At 57.0% G+C, this 17,775-nt stretch carries 11 protein-coding genes; all 11 read right to left on the bottom strand.

The genetic code is table 11. The features are described 5' to 3' along the window. Positions 1–33: 33 nt before the first annotated feature. The 11 genes from PJL69_RS17245 to PJL69_RS17195 all read right to left on the bottom strand — a co-directional run bounded on the left by PJL69_RS17245 (position 34) and on the right by PJL69_RS17195 (position 17,758). Positions 34–1,008 (bottom strand): LysR family transcriptional regulator, encoded by a 975-nt coding sequence (locus PJL69_RS17245; protein ID WP_271310773.1) that lies wholly within the window; start codon positions 1,006–1,008, stop codon positions 34–36. Positions 1,009–1,163: 155 nt separating this feature from the next. Continuing rightward, the gene (locus PJL69_RS17240; protein ID WP_271310772.1) at positions 1,164–2,666 is read right to left on the bottom strand and encodes a mannitol dehydrogenase family protein; all 1,503 of its coding nucleotides are present in this window, start codon (positions 2,664–2,666) and stop codon (positions 1,164–1,166) included. After that, positions 2,666–3,439: an L-iditol 2-dehydrogenase gene (locus PJL69_RS17235; RefSeq protein WP_271310771.1), complete on the bottom strand. Its 774-nt coding sequence runs from the start codon at positions 3,437–3,439 to the stop codon at positions 2,666–2,668. Before PJL69_RS17235 ends, PJL69_RS17240 begins: the two co-directional genes overlap by 1 nt. Beyond that, positions 3,436–4,440, bottom strand: a complete 1,005-nt coding sequence (locus tag PJL69_RS17230) for an ABC transporter ATP-binding protein (protein ID WP_271310770.1) — start codon at positions 4,438–4,440, stop codon at positions 3,436–3,438. The genes PJL69_RS17235 and PJL69_RS17230 overlap by 4 nt, the downstream gene beginning before the upstream one ends. 12 nt (positions 4,441–4,452) lie before the next feature. After that, a complete protein-coding gene (locus PJL69_RS17225; RefSeq protein ID WP_209099405.1) occupies positions 4,453–5,283 on the bottom strand; it encodes a carbohydrate ABC transporter permease in 831 nt (276 codons plus the stop codon). Positions 5,284–5,294: 11 nt separating this feature from the next. Further along, positions 5,295–6,173 (bottom strand): carbohydrate ABC transporter permease, encoded by an 879-nt coding sequence (locus PJL69_RS17220; protein ID WP_209099403.1) that lies wholly within the window; start codon positions 6,171–6,173, stop codon positions 5,295–5,297. Positions 6,174–6,281: 108 nt separating this feature from the next. Next, positions 6,282–7,598, bottom strand: coding sequence for an ABC transporter substrate-binding protein (locus PJL69_RS17215; RefSeq protein ID WP_271310769.1), 1,317 nt, complete (start codon positions 7,596–7,598; stop codon positions 6,282–6,284). Positions 7,599–7,690: 92 nt separating this feature from the next. Then, the gene (locus PJL69_RS17210) at positions 7,691–8,716 is read right to left on the bottom strand and encodes a LacI family DNA-binding transcriptional regulator (protein WP_209099399.1); all 1,026 of its coding nucleotides are present in this window, start codon (positions 8,714–8,716) and stop codon (positions 7,691–7,693) included. A 198-nt stretch (positions 8,717–8,914) separates the two neighbouring features. Next, positions 8,915–12,907 carry an eCIS core domain-containing protein gene (locus PJL69_RS17205; protein ID WP_271310768.1) on the bottom strand — a complete coding sequence of 1,331 codons (3,993 nt, stop codon included), beginning with the start codon at positions 12,905–12,907 and terminating at the stop codon, positions 8,915–8,917. After that, positions 12,904–14,214 (bottom strand): eCIS core domain-containing protein, encoded by a 1,311-nt coding sequence (locus PJL69_RS17200; protein WP_271310767.1) that lies wholly within the window; start codon positions 14,212–14,214, stop codon positions 12,904–12,906. The genes PJL69_RS17205 and PJL69_RS17200 overlap by 4 nt, the downstream gene beginning before the upstream one ends. Before the next feature lie 10 nt (positions 14,215–14,224). Then, a complete protein-coding gene (locus PJL69_RS17195; RefSeq protein WP_271310766.1) occupies positions 14,225–17,758 on the bottom strand; it encodes a hypothetical protein in 3,534 nt (1,177 codons plus the stop codon). Between the last annotated feature and the right edge of the window lie 17 nt (positions 17,759–17,775).

Raw genomic sequence — 17,775 nt, 5'->3', positions numbered from 1 at the left:
CGCACAGAAAGATTTTGCGCAAGCGCCTGCCAGTCACGCGAGCAGTCTGAACCCCTCAGCCAGCCAGGGCGTTTGCTGGTGCTGCGGAGACAGAATACGCGCGCCAAGCATCTGTCGCATTTTGCCATCAATCAGATCCAGCACAGGCCCGGCGCAATCTGGCGTGGCAACAAGGGCAAGCGTGCGCGCAAAGCTCTTTTTGGGGAACCGATGCATCACCAACTGCTCCTGAAAGGGTTTTGCTCGTGACACAAGCAAAGGCGTGGTGATGGCCCAGCCTGCGCCGGCCGCGACCATGGCCATGAGGGTTTGATTGTTGCTGCATTCAAAATGGGACCCGGTTTGCATCCCAAGGCGCCGCAATTGGGAGTCGATGTGCCGGGCGATGATCAGGTTGCTGGAAAATCGCAAAAAAGGCAGCTGCGACCGCCCTGCGATGATGTCTGCCAAAGATGCCTCGGCGGTGCGCGGCACCACGACGACAAAGGGATCACGTAAGAGCGGCCGCACCTGCACATCTTTCTGCCTGTCCTCTGGCAATGTGGTGATGCCAAGATCCAAATGCCGATTGCGCAGCAGGTCGATGATCCTATGGCTGACATCTGTTTGATACAGAAAATCGCACGCTGGCATCTGCCCCGAAAGGTACACCGCCAATTCAGGGATCAAATCGCTTTCAAAATCCTCGATTGTGCCAATTCTCAGATGTCGCGCCTGATCAACGCTGCCGGATGAGGCCTCGGCGACAGCTTGGCGAAGGGCAATCAAAGCCGCATCTATATTGCGCAGAAAAACCCGCCCCTTGGGGGTCAGCACCATTGGCCTGCGGGCATGATCGAACAGATCGACCCCAAGGTGGTTTTCGAGGTTGCGCAGATGGTGCGACACGGTGCTGATGGTCAGCCCCGTCTCCGTTGCGGCCCTTTGCAGGGAGCCGCGTTCTGCACAAATTTGGAATAACTCGAGTGCTTTGAGGGTCAGATCTTTGGACGCGGCGGGACGGGGCATCTGGCTGGGTGACTTCCTATGAACAGGCGGAACTTTGTCACACTATGAAAGCATTGCTTTGAAAATTTCAAAGTAATTGCGGGATCTGAGGGGCCAATTTGCGCTGACTGCACAACGGTCCGCAACAGATTGTGCGTACCGTTTGGCGGGACCTTTCAGATGTCTGCCCCTGACACATAATGGCGCAATGCAGATCTCGCCCCCTTTTGCCCAATCCACGTGAGCCAAAACCCAAAGGCTTGATTGAAAGCGCGATGGTCTTTTAAGTCACCGTAAATCTGCCCATTTTCGAGCCATGCGCGCGGATCTGAGTGGGCGCGTTGCGCCAAGCGGTGGAGATCATCCCAGTGCGGGTCATTTGGCGCAATTGTGCTGCCATCTTCGCGTTCGCCCAGACACATCCGTGCCCAAAATGCTTCCACCAGTGCAAGGCCCGAGAGCGCCCCCCCTGCTGCAATGGCATCGCGCAAAATGGGCAACACAAACCCCGGGTGGCGTGCGGAGCCGTCAAAGGCGACACGGCGGGTGGTGTCGTTTATCATGGGATTGGAGAAGCGCCGCTTGATCAATTCCAAATAGTCTTGAGGCGACGTGTCGCCCACACGCTCCACGTAGGGCAGCACCTCCTCTTGCTGCACCTTGCAGAAAAACGCAGCCGTGTCTGGATCCTGCATACAGTCAGAAATCGTTTGTAATCCAAGGACTTCGCCAACATTGGCTAAGATTTGATGGCCCGCATTCAGAACACGTATTTTCATCCGCTCATAGGCGTGCACGTTATCTGTGATGGTCACGCCAGCGCGCTCCCATGGGGGGCGGCCTGCGCAAAAGCGATCTTGTAGCACCCATTGCCGATAGTTTTCATGCGTCACGGGCGCTGAATCTTCAATGCCGCGGTCTTGGACTGCGGCACGCTCTGCAGCGCCGGTCGCCGGGACAATGCAATCCACCATGGCATTGGGAAAGCTCGCTTTCTCAGCAATCCACTCGGCGAGCGTTGGATCAGACAGGCGGGCGAGCCCGACAACGGTGCGCTGCAACACGTCCCCATTGTTCTGAAGATTGTCACAGCTTTGCCCGGTAAAGGGCGCAAGCCCAGCTTCGCGGCGGGCTCGATAAGCCGCCACCATAGCGCCAAAGGCTGTGGTGGGCTGATCAGGATGCGCTGCGTCATGTGCAATATCGGGATGGCTTGCGTCAAAAGCCCCATCTTCTGTTTGATAATAGCCCCCTTCGGTCACCGTCAGCGACACGATGCGGATCTCAGGCGCGCTCATCGCGCCGATTAGTGCCCTATTGGCGGGCTCCACCGGCAAGAAATCGATCATGGGTCCGACAACTTCGATATCTGAGGTCGTCGGATCAAGTTCTATCAAGGTAGTGAGACAATCCTGCTCTCGCAGACGACGTCGCATCTCCGCGTCGTTTGGACGGACCCCTGCGCCAATGATGCCCCAATCTGAGGCCAACCCTTGCTGCATCAGACGGTGCAGATACCAGGACTGATGGGCCCTGTGAAAATTCCCCAGACCAATGTGAATGATGCCAGGTGTGATCTTGCGACGGTCGTAACGCGGAACCTTCACGCTGTCGGGCAATTGGGTCAATGTGCGCTCTGAAAGCGGGACGGCGGCGGGTTTGGGATCAGGGCGTTTCATCAGCTCATCCAGTTCCCGCCATCCACATTATAGGTCTGCGCCACCACGTAATGCGCCTCTGGGCTGGCGAGGAAAACAGCCATGCCACACAAATCCTCAGCAGTCGCCATACGCCCGATGGGCACCGCCGCGCCAACCTCTTTTTTCTTTTGCCCCAGTGGCTTGCCTTCGTATTTGGCAAAAAGCGCATCGACTTCATCCCAGTGCGCGCCATCGACCACGCCCGGCGCAATCGCATTCACGTTGATGCCATGGGCAATCAAATTCAGGCCCGCAGACTGTGTCAGGGAAATAACCGCAGCCTTGCTGGCGCAATAGACCCCCACCAGGCTTTCCCCGCGCCTGCCAGCCTGACTGGCCATGTTTATGATGTGGCCTTGGATGCCGTTTGCGATCATGTGACGCGCAACCGCCTGTAGCGTAAACAAAGTCCCAGCGACATTGATCTCAAACGCGCGCGCATAGTCTGCGCGGGTGATTTCGCAGATCGGGGCAGCTGTGAACACCGCAGCATTGTTTATCAGAATGTCGATGTGCCCAAAGGCGTCTGCGGTTTCGGCAACAGCTGAGTCAATGCTGTGCTGATCCGCAACATCCATGCGAACCGCCTTTGCGCGATCCCCCAATGCCTGCGCGGCGGCCTGCGCCTGATCAACATCGATATCAGCCAGCGCAACACGCGCGCCTTCGGCGATATAGGCCCGCGCAAAGGCCAGTCCGATGCCGCGCGCTGCGCCGGTAATCAGCGCATTTTTTCCCTCAAGCCGTGTCATGCCAACCTCAGCCCATCTTGTCCAAAGCGGTGAATCTCCTCCGCTCTCGGCGTCAGATGAATCGTGTCTCCGTGACGCAGGCTGACGTCGCCAATCGCGCGCACCGTCAGCGTGTCCGCCAAACCGGTGTTGTGAATGTGGAAAAACGTATCGGACCCAAGATGTTCTGCGACACCAACTGTGCCCTGCCAAAGGCCGTTTGAGTCCACCACATCAATATGTTCCGGGCGCACACCTATCGTATGGGCATTGTGCTTTTCTGCCTCTGCTCCGGTAAGCAGGTTCATTTTCGGAGAGCCGATAAACCCGGCGACAAAGGTGTTGCGCGGGGCACGGTAGAGTTCCAGAGGGGAGCCCACCTGCTCAATCACACCAGACTGCAGCACGACAATTTTGTCTGCCATTGTCATGGCTTCCACCTGATCGTGCGTGACATAGATCATCGTTGTTTTCAGACGTTCGTGCAGCTCGCTGATCTCTAGCCGCATCCCAACGCGCAGCGCTGCATCGAGATTTGACAATGGTTCATCAAACAAAAAAGCAGAAGGCTCCCGTACGATGGCGCGGCCGATTGCAACGCGCTGGCGTTGCCCGCCTGACAGCTGTCCAGGCCGGCGATCCAAATAATCCGTCAGGTTCAGCACCGACGCGGCCGCCGCGACACGTTTGTCAATTTCCGCGCGCTCCAGCTTTGCCATGCGCAAGGGAAAGGCGATGTTTTTGCGCACTGACATATGCGGATAGAGCGCATAGGACTGAAACACCATTGCCAGGCCGCGTTTCGCAGGCACAACGCCGGTCGCGTCCGCGCCGTCAATCTCTATGTGACCGCTGGTGATGTCTTCGAGCCCGGCAATCAGGCGCAGCAACGTGGATTTGCCGCATCCCGATGGCCCAACAAAGACCGTAAACTCGCCATCCTGAATTGTGAGATCAAGGGGCGGGATCACCTCGGTGGTGCCGAAGCTTTTGGAGACTTGCTTGAGTTGAATTTGTCCCATGTGTCAGCTTCCTTATTTGACGGCGCCGAAAGTCAGGCCGCGGACAAGTTGTTTTTGGCTGAACCAGCCAAGAATGAGGATTGGGGCGATCGCCATGGTGGAGGCCGCGCTGAGTTTGGCAAAAAACAAGCCCTCGGGGCTGGAGTAGCTCGCGATAAATGCCGTGAGCGGCGCCGCATTTGCTGCGGTGAGATTGAGGGTCCAGAAGGCTTCGTTCCAGGCGAGGATAAAATTCAGAAGAAGGGTCGAGGCAATACCGGGAACGGCCATTGGGGTGAGCACATACAGAAGCTCTTCTTTCAGCGTGGCACCGTCCATGCGGGCCGCTTCCAAGATCTCGCCGGGGATTTCCCTGAAATATGTGTAAAGCATCCAGACGATGATCGGCAGATTGATCAGCATCAGGACGACCATCAAGCCACCGCGGGTGTCCAAGAGATTTAATTCCACAAAGATGAGCGAAATCGGATAGAGCACCCCCACCGCTGGCAGCATCTTTGTTGAGAGCATCCAGAGCAGAATGTCCTTGGTGCGTCTGGAGGGCACAAAGGCCATGGACCAGGCCGCCGGGATCGCAATCAGAATGCCCAGAATGGTAGAGCCGCCCGCTATGACAACGGAATTCCACAAGAATTTCATGTAGTCGGAGCGCTCTTGCACAATGGCGTAGTTTTCCAACGTCCAGTCGAATGCAAAGAAAAGCGGCGGATCATTGATGGCCTGAGCTTCGGTTTTGAAGCTTGTCAAAATGGTCCAGTAGATTGGGAAAAAGATGATCAGCGCGACAGTCCAAGCGGCGGCTGTCATTGCGATTTTGCGTTGCGGTGTTGCAGAGCGTGCCATGTCGCGGATCCTTATGCGTCGAGATTTTTGCCGACGATGCGCATCAGGAAGATCGCAACGAGATTGGCGAGAATAATGGCGTAGACACCGCCCGCAGAGCCAAGGCCGATGTTTTGGCTGTCTATGACGCGCTGAAAGATCAGATAGGTCAGCGTGCGGGTGCCAAACGCGCCGCCGGTGGTGACGAAGATCTCCGCAAAGATCGACAATAGGAATATCGTCTGGATCAGGATCACAATTGTGATCGCACGTGCCAGATGTGGCAGGATGATGTGCCAGAAACGCTTAAGTGTGGGGGCCCCGTCCATTTCAGCGGCTTCAAGCTGTTCCTGGTCCAAGGACTGAATGGCGGTCAGCAGGATCAGCGTGGCAAAGGGCAGCCACTGCCAGGACACAATCAAAATGATCGAGCCAAGCGACGCGTCTTGCAGCCAGGCCACTGGTTCGGCTCCGAAAAAACGCCACAGATGTGCGAAGATCCCATTCACAGGATCCATGAGCATGTTTTTCCAGACCAACGCCGAAACGGTCGGCATGACAAAGAAAGGCGCGATCACCAGAATGCGGACCACGCCCTGCCCCCAGATCGGCTGATCCAACAATAGGGCGATCAATATGCCTAGTACCACCGTGATCACCAAAACACCGCCCACCATGATCAGTGTCGTCTGCACCGCTGGCCAGAAGGAACTTGAAGAGAGAAAGCGGCCATAGTTGGCAAAACCCACCCAATCCAGCCCCCGCTGAATGCTGTCGCCTCTCAACGGCAGATATTTTGTGAACGAAAACCACAGCGTCATAACCAAGGGCACAAGCATCCACCCCAGAAGCAGGATGACAGCTGGGGCCATCATCACGCGGGCGGCAGATCTGGAGGCTTTGGTGGACATTGGATGGACCTCTCCTGTTGGCGGTGTTTCGCCTTGGATCGTAGCAAGTGTTTGGGAAATGCGAAGTGGGGTCAGGGGCAGCTCGAGACTGCCACCTGACAGGGGAGTCTAACGGTAACCCGCAGCCTCCATGGCATCGTTTGTAAGCGCCTGTGCTTTCTCAAGTGCAACTGCGATGCTCTGCTGACCCGCATAAGCGGCGGAGAATTCCTGGCTTACTTCGGTGGCTATACCGGCGAACTCCGGGATCGCCGCAAACTGGATGCCAACATAGGGGCTGGGATCCACTGTGGAGTCATTGGGATCGGCTGACAGAATGGAATCCAATGTCATCTTGGCAAAAGGCACAGACTGATAGTTTGGATTTTCATAGAGCGATGTGCGTGCACCGGGCGGCACATTTGCCCAGCCTTCATTGGCCGCGACCAGCTCGATGTAGCTCTTTGACGTGGCCCATTCGATGAACTGCTTGGCTTCTGCTTGTTGCTGTGTGCCAGCCGGAATGGCCAGTGCCCACGCCCAAAGCCAGTTGGAGCGTTTGCCGAGACCAGTATCTGGCGCGAGGGCAAATCCCACGCTGTCTGCCACGGTTGAGTCTTTCGGATTTGTCACAAAGCTGGCGGCCACGGTGGCATCAATCCACATGCCGCACTTGCCCTGTTGGAACAGCGACAGGTTTTCGTTGAAACCGTTGGTTGCATACCCTGTCGGGCCCGCCGCATCCATCATGGTTTTGTAGAAGTTGAGCGTGTTGGCCCATGCCTCTGTGTCAAACTGGGCGTTCCAGTCTTCGTCAAACCAGCGGGCGCCGAAAGAATTGGACATCGCCGTGATGAAGGCACCGCCCTCGCCCCATCCCGCTTTGCCACGCAGGCAGATCCCGTTGATTTCATTGTCGCGGTCAGTCATCGCGGCGGCGGCTTCGGCAATAAACTCCCAAGTTGGGGCTTCGGGCATGTCCAGCCCGGCGTTCTCCATCAGGTCAGTGCGGTACATGATCATGGAGCTTTCGCCATAAAATGGCGCAGCGTAGAGGGTGCCATCATGCGACAGCCCCCCAGCCATGGCGGGCAAAATGTCATCCACATCATATTCGGCGGACAGATCGTCCAGCGCCACAAGCCAGCCGTTTGCCCCCCAAATTGGGGTCTCATACATGCCAATTGTCATGATATCGAAGGCCCCACCTTTGGTGGTGATGTCCGTTGTGACCCGCTGGCGGAGGACATTTTCTTCGAGCGTCACCCACTCAACATCAATGCCGGTCGCCTTGGTAAACTCGTCAGTGTAGCCCTGCATTCGGATCATATCGCCGTTGTTAACAGTCGCTATGGTGATTGTTTTGGAATGGCCGTCTGCGAAAACGCTGCCTGCTGTGATCAGCGATAGCGCGCTCGCAGCACAAACTGTGCTTCTGAAAGACATCCGGTTTCCTCCCTAATTGGATGTGGAAACAGGCTAGCCGCCGATGCAACGCGGCGTCAATATAAATTTTACGCGCGTAAATTTATGGCATCTTACGCAGAGTCCCGCAAGATCAGCTGCCCCTCTAAACGCGTGCTTTTCCAAGGGGATACGTGTCCGTCTATTGCGGCGAACAGACTTTCTGCGGCGGTCTGAGACACGGCATCATAATTGTGCGAAATTGTGGTCAACGGCGGGCAGGTGTAGCGCGAATGGGGATGTCCATCCTGTCCAGCCACACGAATCGCGCAGTCTGATGTGCGCCCGACCCGTAGCCCCTGCTCATAGCAGGCCGTCAAAAGCCCAATCGCCAATCGGTCATTGCTGCATAAAATCGTGTTGGTGGAGAACCAGTTGTTCTTGATCGCCTCGTGCCCTCCCAGCCGCCCGATCTCTTCAAACCCCCATCCCTCGCCCGGAACTGACACGACTTTGGGTGTGTGACCAAAGCTTTCCATGGCAGCGATATAGGCCTGCCTGCGCCGATGCGCATTTGGATTGGCTGGCGTCTTCATCTCAAAAAAACAAGGGGGTTCGCCCGTGCGACAGAGGTAGTCTGTGATGTGCGTGGTGAACTGAACATTGTCCGATCCCACAAAAGACAATCCGATTTCATCGACACTGCTGTCAAAAATCAAAGTGGGCACGTCATCACAGAAAGCGCTGAGCGCCTGCGTGTCAGAGGCGCGCCCGAGCGGGGCCAACAACACACCGGCAGGCTTCAGAGAGCGCAGCGTTTGCAGGACCTCAACCTCAAGTGCGGTATCGCCATGGGAGCTGAACAATGTCGGCCGGTATCCAGCATCGATACAGCGTTGTTCCAAATTGCGCGCAATCTCTGCGAAATAGGGATCAGACAGCAAGGGCACCACAATCCCGATGTTCTTTGTCAGCTTGCGGTTCTGGTTCATCGCATAAATGTTGGGGCGGTAGTCAAACTGCGCGAGCGCCGCCTCGATGCGCGAGCGGGTGCTTGACCTGACGCTGGTCGGATCGTTGAAAAATTTCGACAGGGTCGGACGAGAAATACCGCTCATGCGCGCGAACTCTTCCATGTTCCGAATTTTTTCGCCTGCCATCAAAGGTCCTCCCATCCTCTTTCTGGCAAGATACGAATTTTTACAGGCAGCTCAAATAAATTTACGCGCGAAAGCTATGCGGAAACTATGGAAAAGTTACAGCCAAACGAAACGCGGGATTGCCAATCGAAGCAAGACACACCGGTACGCGACACTACAGCGATGCAGTCAAGGCTGCCCAATACGTCGTGCAAGCGCTCAAGAAAACAGCTGATCGGTTTGTGACCGAGCTTCTCGCAAGGAGGCCGCAACTTGACCCTTTATGCGTGTCATGTGCCTTTTGGCGATCGCTTCTTGCTCTGGCGAAGCTTGGTTTTTCGAGATTTCACCGGTGTCTTGAGAATACTGCTCTGCAACATGTGCCGAATGGGTGAGCGTGCGATCCAGGAAGAGACCCTTTAGGCGGCCTTGCTTGGGGTCCTGCGCAGCCTCCAGACCGGCGCCTGTGCCCTCAATCACCCAGTGTGCCAAACTTGCAAGATCTGCCGAACCAGCGGCGCCAGACATCTGCGATGCTGAGGCGGATCGCCCAGTGGCTGAGGTCACACGGTTGGCCAGCGGTTTGTAAAACGGGATCGCATAGCCATTGGCATCCGTATATCGCGACATGGCACTGCCAGCCGGGAAAAGCGTTGCCGTCATAAGCGCCTCCTTGCGCGCCTTGCGCGCCGCGGACATCCGCCGTTTTGTGTCACCTGCGGCCAGTTCCGCTTTCAGCACGTCCTCAAACCGCGCTCTTTCAGCTTCGCTGAGCAGGGGCAAAGCTTTTGCCGTCTTTGGGTAGGATTTGTCGATGATGTGATCCCGCTCCAGATGTTTGGAGCTGGGCAGGCCGCCATACTGCCCCCCCACTCCCTCGATCTCGAGAAAATTGGGCGCGCCATTTCCACCTTCAAAAAGAAGATCCCGCGACGACGGGTCATTTTTCTGGGCGTTGACCTCTTCATCAGGAACACTGCGTGGCTCCACATCTTTCAAGCCAAAAATATCAGTCACTTCGGCTTTTGCCGCATCAATGCCCGCTTTGACATTGGCTTTGATTTTTGGTGAGGCATTGGCATCTGCATCAAGTTTCTTGGTCATTGCGGTGGTTTCAAGATTCATTTGGGCCCGCAGTGTCTTTTTGACTTCGCCATGTGGATCTTTGGAGTTCCGCGCGCTTTCAATCATCGCTGTGTGATCTTTGAGCCCTTTGTTTGGCACGTGGTTATGTCGGTACACCGCCACCGCCGGAAACGCCGGCGCGGTTTCCGGGATCGTTTTAAACTCCCCGATGCCAATCTTGCCCAGAGGGGGCGCGCCCTCATCTTTCACAGCAGTTTTCTGCCCCGCCTGTCTGCCAAGCTTGGTTTCCCCAGCCTCTTTTTTCTTCTGCAGCGCCGCATTGTACTGTCCGGCGCGGTCGGCGCGTTTCTCGCCCTTGACCACCTCCTTTTGCAGACGCTTCTTGGCCTCCTTCGGGTCAATCAAATGCAGATTTTCCAGCACAGCCTTGGCAAAGCGCTTCTCGATGGTGTGGTCCATCTCATAGAAATTGGTAATGGGCTGTTTTACCTCTTTGTTGAAGTTTTCCTTTGACCACTCCAACAGCGCCCCATGGGCGCCCTGTTTGCCTTCTAACCCTTCCAGCCGTGGCTCTGCAGCGCGAAACAGCCCGTCTTCGGACTGGCTTGAAATCACTGGATTTGCGTCAATGGATTTTGCCGCTGCTTCGAGCTCTCTTGCGGCCTCTTGCAGCTCCTTTTCCAGCTGCTTGATCTTTGCGAGCTGATTTTCCTTTGTGCTGTCTCCCTTGATCCGTTTGGCTTCTTTGGCTGTTTCCGCATCGGCGTCTTCTGTTTGTTTCTGAATGGCTTTGGCGATGCGCAAGGCTTCGGCCGCTTTGGGATCATCGACCTTCTTGATCTTCTCTATCTCAGCCGATTGAGCCGCCTGTTTTCTGTTGATCTCTTCCTGATTTTCAGACGCCATTTTGACCGTGACTTTGCCACCCTTGCCTGCCACAGCAAAAATACGGTGCTGCTTCGCCCCTATTTTGAAGTTAAACGAGGGAAACTTGCGTTTGCCGTTCACCTTGCCTATCAGCTTGGAAAAGAACTTTTTCGCCTTCTTGCGCACAAAGGCGATCATCTTATCCATCGCTTTTTTCACAGGGTCCTGAAGCTTCTTGATGACAGCTTTGATTTTTTTGGTGATGCCGGACACCGGCACAAGTGCGGCAACAAAGGCAATCACCAAGGGCACAGTGCGTCCGATGGTTTCTTCAATGAAATTCGCAGCCTTCTGAACCTGCCCTTTGGCGATCTCGGCCATGGAGGCAAAAATGCTGTTGGCCACATCCGCAATCTGTTCAAGCCGCTCAAGGAAAGCCACTATCAGATCGTAGATCATCAGGCAGATCTTGATGATCGCACCCACCGGATTGGACAGCCCAGACAGCCAGCTGATGCCCGCGCGCACAAGCGAAGTGATCACCATTTCGGTCATACCGCCGATCAGCGTCTGGCGGAAACTGTCGATCATATCCAAGAGCTTTTGCCAGATGCCAAGAAACCCCTCCTTGAGGAGGGTTTTGACGACATCCACCGATGTCTCCATCATGGCGACCATCTTTTCGCCTTTTGGCCCAAGCTGTTTCACCAGCCTCTTGCGAAAATTGGCATAGGTGATGCCCAGAATTTGCAAGACAAGGCTCATCAATCCTTTGAAGTCGAGTTTGGCGGGTAATTCGATCCCAGCAGACGCCAGAGAACCAAAAAGCCACCCCAGTAGGCCCTTTTTCAGGTGTGTCAGAATATTTGAGCCAAACTGCTTAAACCCGCCGATCACGGATTTGGCGAGGTTCTTGGCAAAGCCCAGCGGGTCTTCGACAATCAGCGAAAGCGTGTCTCCGGCCTTTTGCAAAACGCCCCAGACTTTGTCGCCAAACCGACCGGCCAGCTTGAGGGCCCCGCGCACGATGAACTCCAGAAACTTCTTAGCCAGCGCGCCAACAAATCGTGTGACATCCCGGATGAGGCCCACAACCATGTCTTTTACGTTGTCTGCGGCGGTGAAAGGGTTGAGCGTATCCAGCGCACGGCTCAGATCGGATTTGATGCGGTCCCATGTCAGGTTCAACTCACCCAACTTGCCTTTGGCGAAGTCAAACGCATCCTGCAGAACGCGCGTTTCTTTCAGGCGATCAAAAATCAACGTGCCACCGGGGATCAGCCCCAGGAACCCCTCGATCAGGTTTTCCGCGTTCATTGAGACGCGTTTGCCGGAGATAAACTTGCGCCCCACCAGAACGGTCAACAGGGTGTAGCCCGGCACATGGCGCGCGACGCTTTCGGCTTTGTCCGCAAAATATCCACGCCGCACCACAGGCACTGCGGGCGTCGGCAGTGCAGCCTTGCGATTGATCGGCAGGGTCTGTGCGCCCCGTGTCTGTTGCACCACATGGGTCAGCTCATGCGCCATCAGGCGCGTGTTGGTTTCGCTTTCACCGGGGCCAAGCCAGATGCGGTTTCTGTGCGTAAAGGCGCGCGCACCAATCCGCGTGGCCGCGCGGCGGTCTGCGGGGCTGTCATACAGGCGCACATCTGCAAATGAGGTGCCGAAATGCGGCTCAACACGGGCGCGCAAACTTTTCGGAAGCGGCCGACCCGGGCCAGGATGGGCAACCAGGCTGCTCACATCATTTGGGGCCGCGCCGCCAGAGCGCCCCACCACAGCGCCGGTGTCTGCCCGCCGCAGTTCAATGATCGGGAAAGGCGCATCTGGAATGGGCGGGGCTTCACCAGCAGGCGCCTCTCCTGAGGTGTCTTCTGGCGTGCCGCCATCCAGTTCTGCGGCATCTGCGCCGCCGATGCCTTCGGTCGCCACATCCTCCTGTGCGCCGACATCCACATCAGCCTGCTCTGCGGGCACCGCCGGTTCAGTCAGCGTGTCAAGATTAGGCTGATCTTCGGCCGCGCGGCGCAAAGGCTGCGCTTGGTTTGGACGGGTCTCCGGCAATGGCGCATCAACAGGCGCAGCAGACGCGACAACGCGCGCGGCCATGGCTTCCGCTTCTCGTTCGGCGGGGTCATGCACCGCCCCAACTTGCAGGCTCGGCTGCACCTCGTTGGGGATGCGCACCGGCGGTGGCTTTGTGCGCGGCGCAACTTTGCGCGCGCTTTTTATCACGACCACCTTATGCTGGGTCATGGCGCAGCTTCGCTGGTGAAATTGTCCATTACGGCCTGATGGCGCGCCTGCGTGGCCGCAGACGAGGCATCAAAGCGGCGTTTCAACTCATCCCTGACGCGCTGAAAATTCGGCCATTCGGCGCGTTTTTCTGCAATCGACATCAGGCCCCAGAAATTGAACGCTCGCGTCGCATCGTTGAAAAGCCCCCCCATGCCTTCCAGCAACATGCCCTGCGAAAGAATTTCCGTGGTTTCGGCCTGAAACTCCATGATCGGGCGCACATCTTCGATATTGGCCGGTGCGGCCATGCCCGCCACCTGATCTGCGTGCACAATTTCGTGGCGAATGGTGTGCACGAGCCCACGCCAGCCCTGCCGGAATCCAATGGGGGACACACGGATGTCAGAGGCGCCGCCCCAGTTGGGAGACGTCGACGCATTTGCAGGGGCCAGCGTGCGGTCGTAGGTGATCGATGCCACGTTGGAAGTGTCAAAATTGTGGGCGTCTATAATGAACTGGATCACCGGATTGCGCATGCCAGCGGCAATCATCTCTTTGCCAATCGGCTCAACCGTGCGCAGACCAACTTTGCCATCTGTGGGCAATCGAAAATCAGCCTGCCAGTTTTGAATTTCAGGCACATGCTCCGGCGCAAATTCGGTGCGCCCCGCCCCGCCGATGATATCGAGAAGCGCCTCTGTTGAGGTCTGATCAAACCTTTGTTGGTTGTAGGTGACCGCCGCCGCCGTTTCAGCGGGCGTGAGCGGATCAGGCTCTTCTTCGCGTCCGGGCGGCTGGCGGATCAACTCGCGCCGAAGATAGGGGTCACCGGCGGCAACCACATGCGCGATTTCATGCGCCAGTGTTGCCGGGGTTGCCGCGCCGGATGAAAGCGCAATGTCTGATCCCAGCGCAAAGGCGCGAGCATCCAGCGCCCGCATGGCTTTGTCCGCCTGCACGCCCTCATGCACCCGCACGGCACTGAGATCGGCGTTAAACTGCGGCTCAAACCGTGCCCGTTCCGCCTTTGAAAGCGCCCGCCCTGCGCCAAATTTTCGAATGGCACCCTCTGCGATCTGAGGCGCGGGGGCTGGGGTGGATCCCGGCGCAGTCCGCGGGGTCACAACATCTGCCTTGCGTTGCAGCATCGGAGCCGGAGAGATGACGCCCTTGGGGCGGTGTGTCGCTGCCCCCGCGACCATCATCTGCGCGTCTGTTTCAGCTGCACTTTGCGCACCACCCACCATGATCGGCCCGGCCCCAATCTTGCGCACCGAAGGGGCCTTGCGGCGTGCGCGACGTTTGACCTTCCGTTTGAGTGCCATGTCCGACCTCCTAGCGGCGGTTGATCACATCGGTCGCCTTAAGTTTCAGATCACTTGCCGAGATGTTCATGCCTGCACGGCGAATGATGGCGGAAAGCCGATTTGTGTTTGAATTGGCAATGTCCCCGACAGACAGCAGACCGTTTTCCTCAAACACACGCAACGCGGCATCATCGCGCCCCAGAAGCGTGCGGGCGGGTTGTTCTGACCGGATCGAACGCCCTGCTTCCTCGGCATCCTTCTTCGCGATTTCCAGCCCGCTGATCGCCTCCGAGAGCTCACGTAGACTGGCAGCTTTGCTGGCCTCAATCGCGGCAAATTCATTGCGGGAACGTTCAATGTCGACCGCGGCCTCTTCGCGCGCCTTGGTAAGAGTGTCGATATCCGCACGCAGGGTTGTCACATCCGCGCTGAGCGCCTCCCGCGTTGCAATCAGCTCACGCACGCTGCTTTCTGCACGTGTGCGCTCTTCTTCCAACGCGGCACGCATGGCATCGGCAGCGCTGAGATCAACGCTGGCGACTGCGGGCGGCGTGGCTGGCGATGGTGCAATACCGGCCTGTTTGCCGGTCTTGTCTGCGGGTTGCTCAATCTCTTTCAGCGCCTTTGTCACGCGTGCGGTCAGTTCCGTATCGGTTTCAAACGGCAGGCGACCATTGCCCTTTTCTACGACAACATAGTCCACCGTCTTGCCACCCCGCACCAGCATCGCAACGCGATCACCCGGCTCTCCGATGTCCTTGCCGGACCGCACGCCGCCTTTCAGACCCAGCTCTTCAAGCTTGGTCAGCGGGTTTACATCCTCATCCAGATCGATGGTGTCCACCACCGTGAAGCCGTTACCAACCAAGCTTTCCTCGGCGCGGGCGGGCGGCAGGGTGTCAACGTTCACGATATTGGTGAAGTCTTTGCCCGGCAAAGGCGTCACAAGGCCAGGTCGCGGCAGTGGCCCGCCCCCCGGCAAAGGCGGGAAAGTTCCGCCAAAATCAGGCGGCACTTTGGGGGGCCACAGTGGATCAGGCTTTGGCAATGGGTGCGGCAGGGGCTCGGGCATTGGATAGGGTTTGAAAATACCTGAGTCCCAGTCATCCAGCCAATCGTCAAAATCTCCAGACGGCGGCTCTTTGGTGTCACAGCATTGTTTGGACAACACAGCAAAGCGCTCTTCAAGGCTTTCACCGGAATAATAGCGATGTGATCGCCAGTTCAGCGATTGCTTGCGGCAACAAAAGTGGCACAGCTCCTGCATATTGGTGATCTTGCCAGCCCCTGTTGGATCGGTTCTGAAACAGCCAATGGGCACCAGATGGGGCATATCGCCTGCGTCAGGTGGGCAGGGCACCAGACCATTTTTGCACGCACACGCGCGTCGATCCTCTTCTTCGGAGTTTGCAATAATGCCAAGTTTGGCGCTTTCGCGCTGCATCCGCACGAGATCGCGATTGGCACCGCGCAAGCTGTCAGGATTGTATTTGATCTCAGCCAAAGAGATCAGCTTGTCGATTGTCGCGCCACGCTCGGGGCTGGCTTTGGCTTTGTAATCTGCCAACAGTGTCTTGTTGAATGCCTGCGCAACCTGTTCTTCGGCTTCTGTCATCGGCACCGCGCCAGACAGCGTCTTGCGATTGGCCCAGACTTGCACCATCCCCTCCACAACCTTGCTGTCAGCAGGTGTGAGAGGCCGAAAGAAATCCCCAAAATCTACGCGTTTCTTGCCATCAAGGCAGGCCTGCACCGCTTGCGAAAACGTGCGATCCGCCGGGCCAAACGCTGTGCGCCGATCAGAAACATAAAGCCCAAGCTGCCCGTCTTTCTCTGCCGCGATAGAGAGACAAAGCTCCCCCTCTTTTTCCATCGTGTCAGCGATATCGCTGAGGATATGTTCTTCATCCAACTCTGTCAGATCAAACGCCCCATCTGGGACTTCAATCAACCGCCCTGCCCGATCCAGAACCGTTCCGCCAGTCCATGAAATTTTGGTGCGCTCTTCCTGATTGAGCGCCACACCACATATGACCCCCCAATCCATCATCAGGCGCAGCAGACGGGTTGTCGCACTGTCATCTTGGATCTGACACATCCGCTTGAGCGCCGCATCAACGGTGTTTGCGCCTTCAAACCGCGGGCAATTGTCTCCCGGGTCAAACGCCACTTCGGTGGCATCAAGATCGCACAGCGCGTTCAGCGCCTCCTGCACGTTTTTCGCATCGTGAAACAGCGGCGGACACTCAGGGGCAAAGCGTACATGGCTTGCAGGAATATCGCTCAGTGTTGGGAAACTCAGCCGGCGTTTTTCTTCATCTGTCAATGGCTCGGAGGTGCCATCATCTGAAATGCGAAACAGCGGGCAGAAGTGATGGTCAATACCGAGAGGCAATGCACTTACCAGCCGCACGCGTTCTTCTTCAATCGCAAAGCGGCGCAGCTCCACCAGCCAGTAATCCCCTGCCAGTATCTGGTTGTCTTTGGTCGCCAGGTTCAGTGCGAAAGCATCCCAATTGAGGGTCAGCTGCGCCTCACCGACGATGACACTGCCCGTGCCCGTGTTGGTCACGTTGCGGCTGATCAAATCAACTTCGGCACACCCATCCCAACGCCGCACAAACGCATAAGGATTGCCGCCATTTGCGGTGCCTGCGGCAGGTGCGGGAAACAACACATCCGTCATCACCGGGCGCTCGGGTGTCATGCCGACAAAGCTCCCAATATGCGCCTCGGTCGCTTCTGAATAAAATTCATACACCGCGCCGGGGCGGGCAAACGCATCGCGCGCGGAAATATCGCCAAGCGTGCTGACGGGCACAATGGCGGCCGCGTTCTCCACGGACCACGCCACAACCAAGCGCCTAGGCACATTATCTTCGCGCTCTACCGATATGATTTCAAATCTAAAAAGAGCGTTTGGCACGACCGGCGTTATATCGATTTGGTCCGCACAAGGATCACACTCATCTGTGGCGATTTCGGTACTGCGGGGCACAATGGTCGCTTCTGCATCCCCGCTGCGCGCGAAGACACCCGTATTGTCTTCGAGCGCCTGCAGCGCTTTGGCGAGCTCTGCCTCATCCGCCAAAGGCAGCGTTTTGATCTGTACCATTGTCCGGGTGCGGTAAGAAGTTTCGGCCCCATGCAGCCCCGGATCCGTCAATGCGCGGTCTTGCGCTGCAAAAATCGGCCGCTCCCAAAGATCAGCATATACCAAAGCAGGTCGGCTCATCATTGGCGCGCCCAAGGGCAGATCCGCTTGATCCTGCGGCAAGCGCTGTTCAGCCCCCTCCGCCTGCGCCAGCCACCCTTGTTTGCCCTGTGCAACAATCCAGCCCGGTTGCAGCCGCGCACGCCCAGTTTCGTCGATCGCAACAGCCCCATCGCGGGCGGGGCAACCAGACCAAAGCGTGACTGCATTCTGTGCCTCATCGCGGGCTTGATGGATCTGCGCAGCCGCCGTCAGATCACTGTCGGTGACCAAGCCCCCTTGAATGTGCGCAACATTGGAAAACCGGTTTTCGGCTTTATGGGAGAGCCTTGAATTGGAACCCTTCATGGCAAAAATCTCCTAAC

The organism is Shimia sp. MMG029, from assembly GCF_027947445.1.
In the GTDB taxonomy this organism is placed as follows: Bacteria; Pseudomonadota; Alphaproteobacteria; order Rhodobacterales; family Rhodobacteraceae; genus Shimia.
This window is presented reverse-complemented; position numbering and strand designations above follow the sequence as displayed.

Coding starts and splice junctions, on each gene's coding strand:
- PJL69_RS17245 (WP_271310773.1), bottom strand. CDS start 1,008: ATGCCCCGTCCCGCCGCGTCCAAAGATCTGACCCTCAAAGCACTCGAG.
- PJL69_RS17215 (WP_271310769.1), bottom strand. CDS start 7,598: ATGTCTTTCAGAAGCACAGTTTGTGCTGCGAGCGCGCTATCGCTGATC.
- PJL69_RS17195 (WP_271310766.1), bottom strand. CDS start 17,758: ATGAAGGGTTCCAATTCAAGGCTCTCCCATAAAGCCGAAAACCGGTTT.
- PJL69_RS17230 (WP_271310770.1), bottom strand. CDS start 4,440: ATGGGACAAATTCAACTCAAGCAAGTCTCCAAAAGCTTCGGCACCACC.
- PJL69_RS17220 (WP_209099403.1), bottom strand. CDS start 6,173: ATGTCCACCAAAGCCTCCAGATCTGCCGCCCGCGTGATGATGGCCCCA.
- PJL69_RS17240 (WP_271310772.1), bottom strand. CDS start 2,666: ATGAAACGCCCTGATCCCAAACCCGCCGCCGTCCCGCTTTCAGAGCGC.
- PJL69_RS17205 (WP_271310768.1), bottom strand. CDS start 12,907: ATGACCCAGCATAAGGTGGTCGTGATAAAAAGCGCGCGCAAAGTTGCG.
- PJL69_RS17200 (WP_271310767.1), bottom strand. CDS start 14,214: ATGGCACTCAAACGGAAGGTCAAACGTCGCGCACGCCGCAAGGCCCCT.
- PJL69_RS17235 (WP_271310771.1), bottom strand. CDS start 3,439: ATGACACGGCTTGAGGGAAAAAATGCGCTGATTACCGGCGCAGCGCGC.
- PJL69_RS17210 (WP_209099399.1), bottom strand. CDS start 8,716: ATGGCAGGCGAAAAAATTCGGAACATGGAAGAGTTCGCGCGCATGAGC.
- PJL69_RS17225 (WP_209099405.1), bottom strand. CDS start 5,283: ATGGCACGCTCTGCAACACCGCAACGCAAAATCGCAATGACAGCCGCC.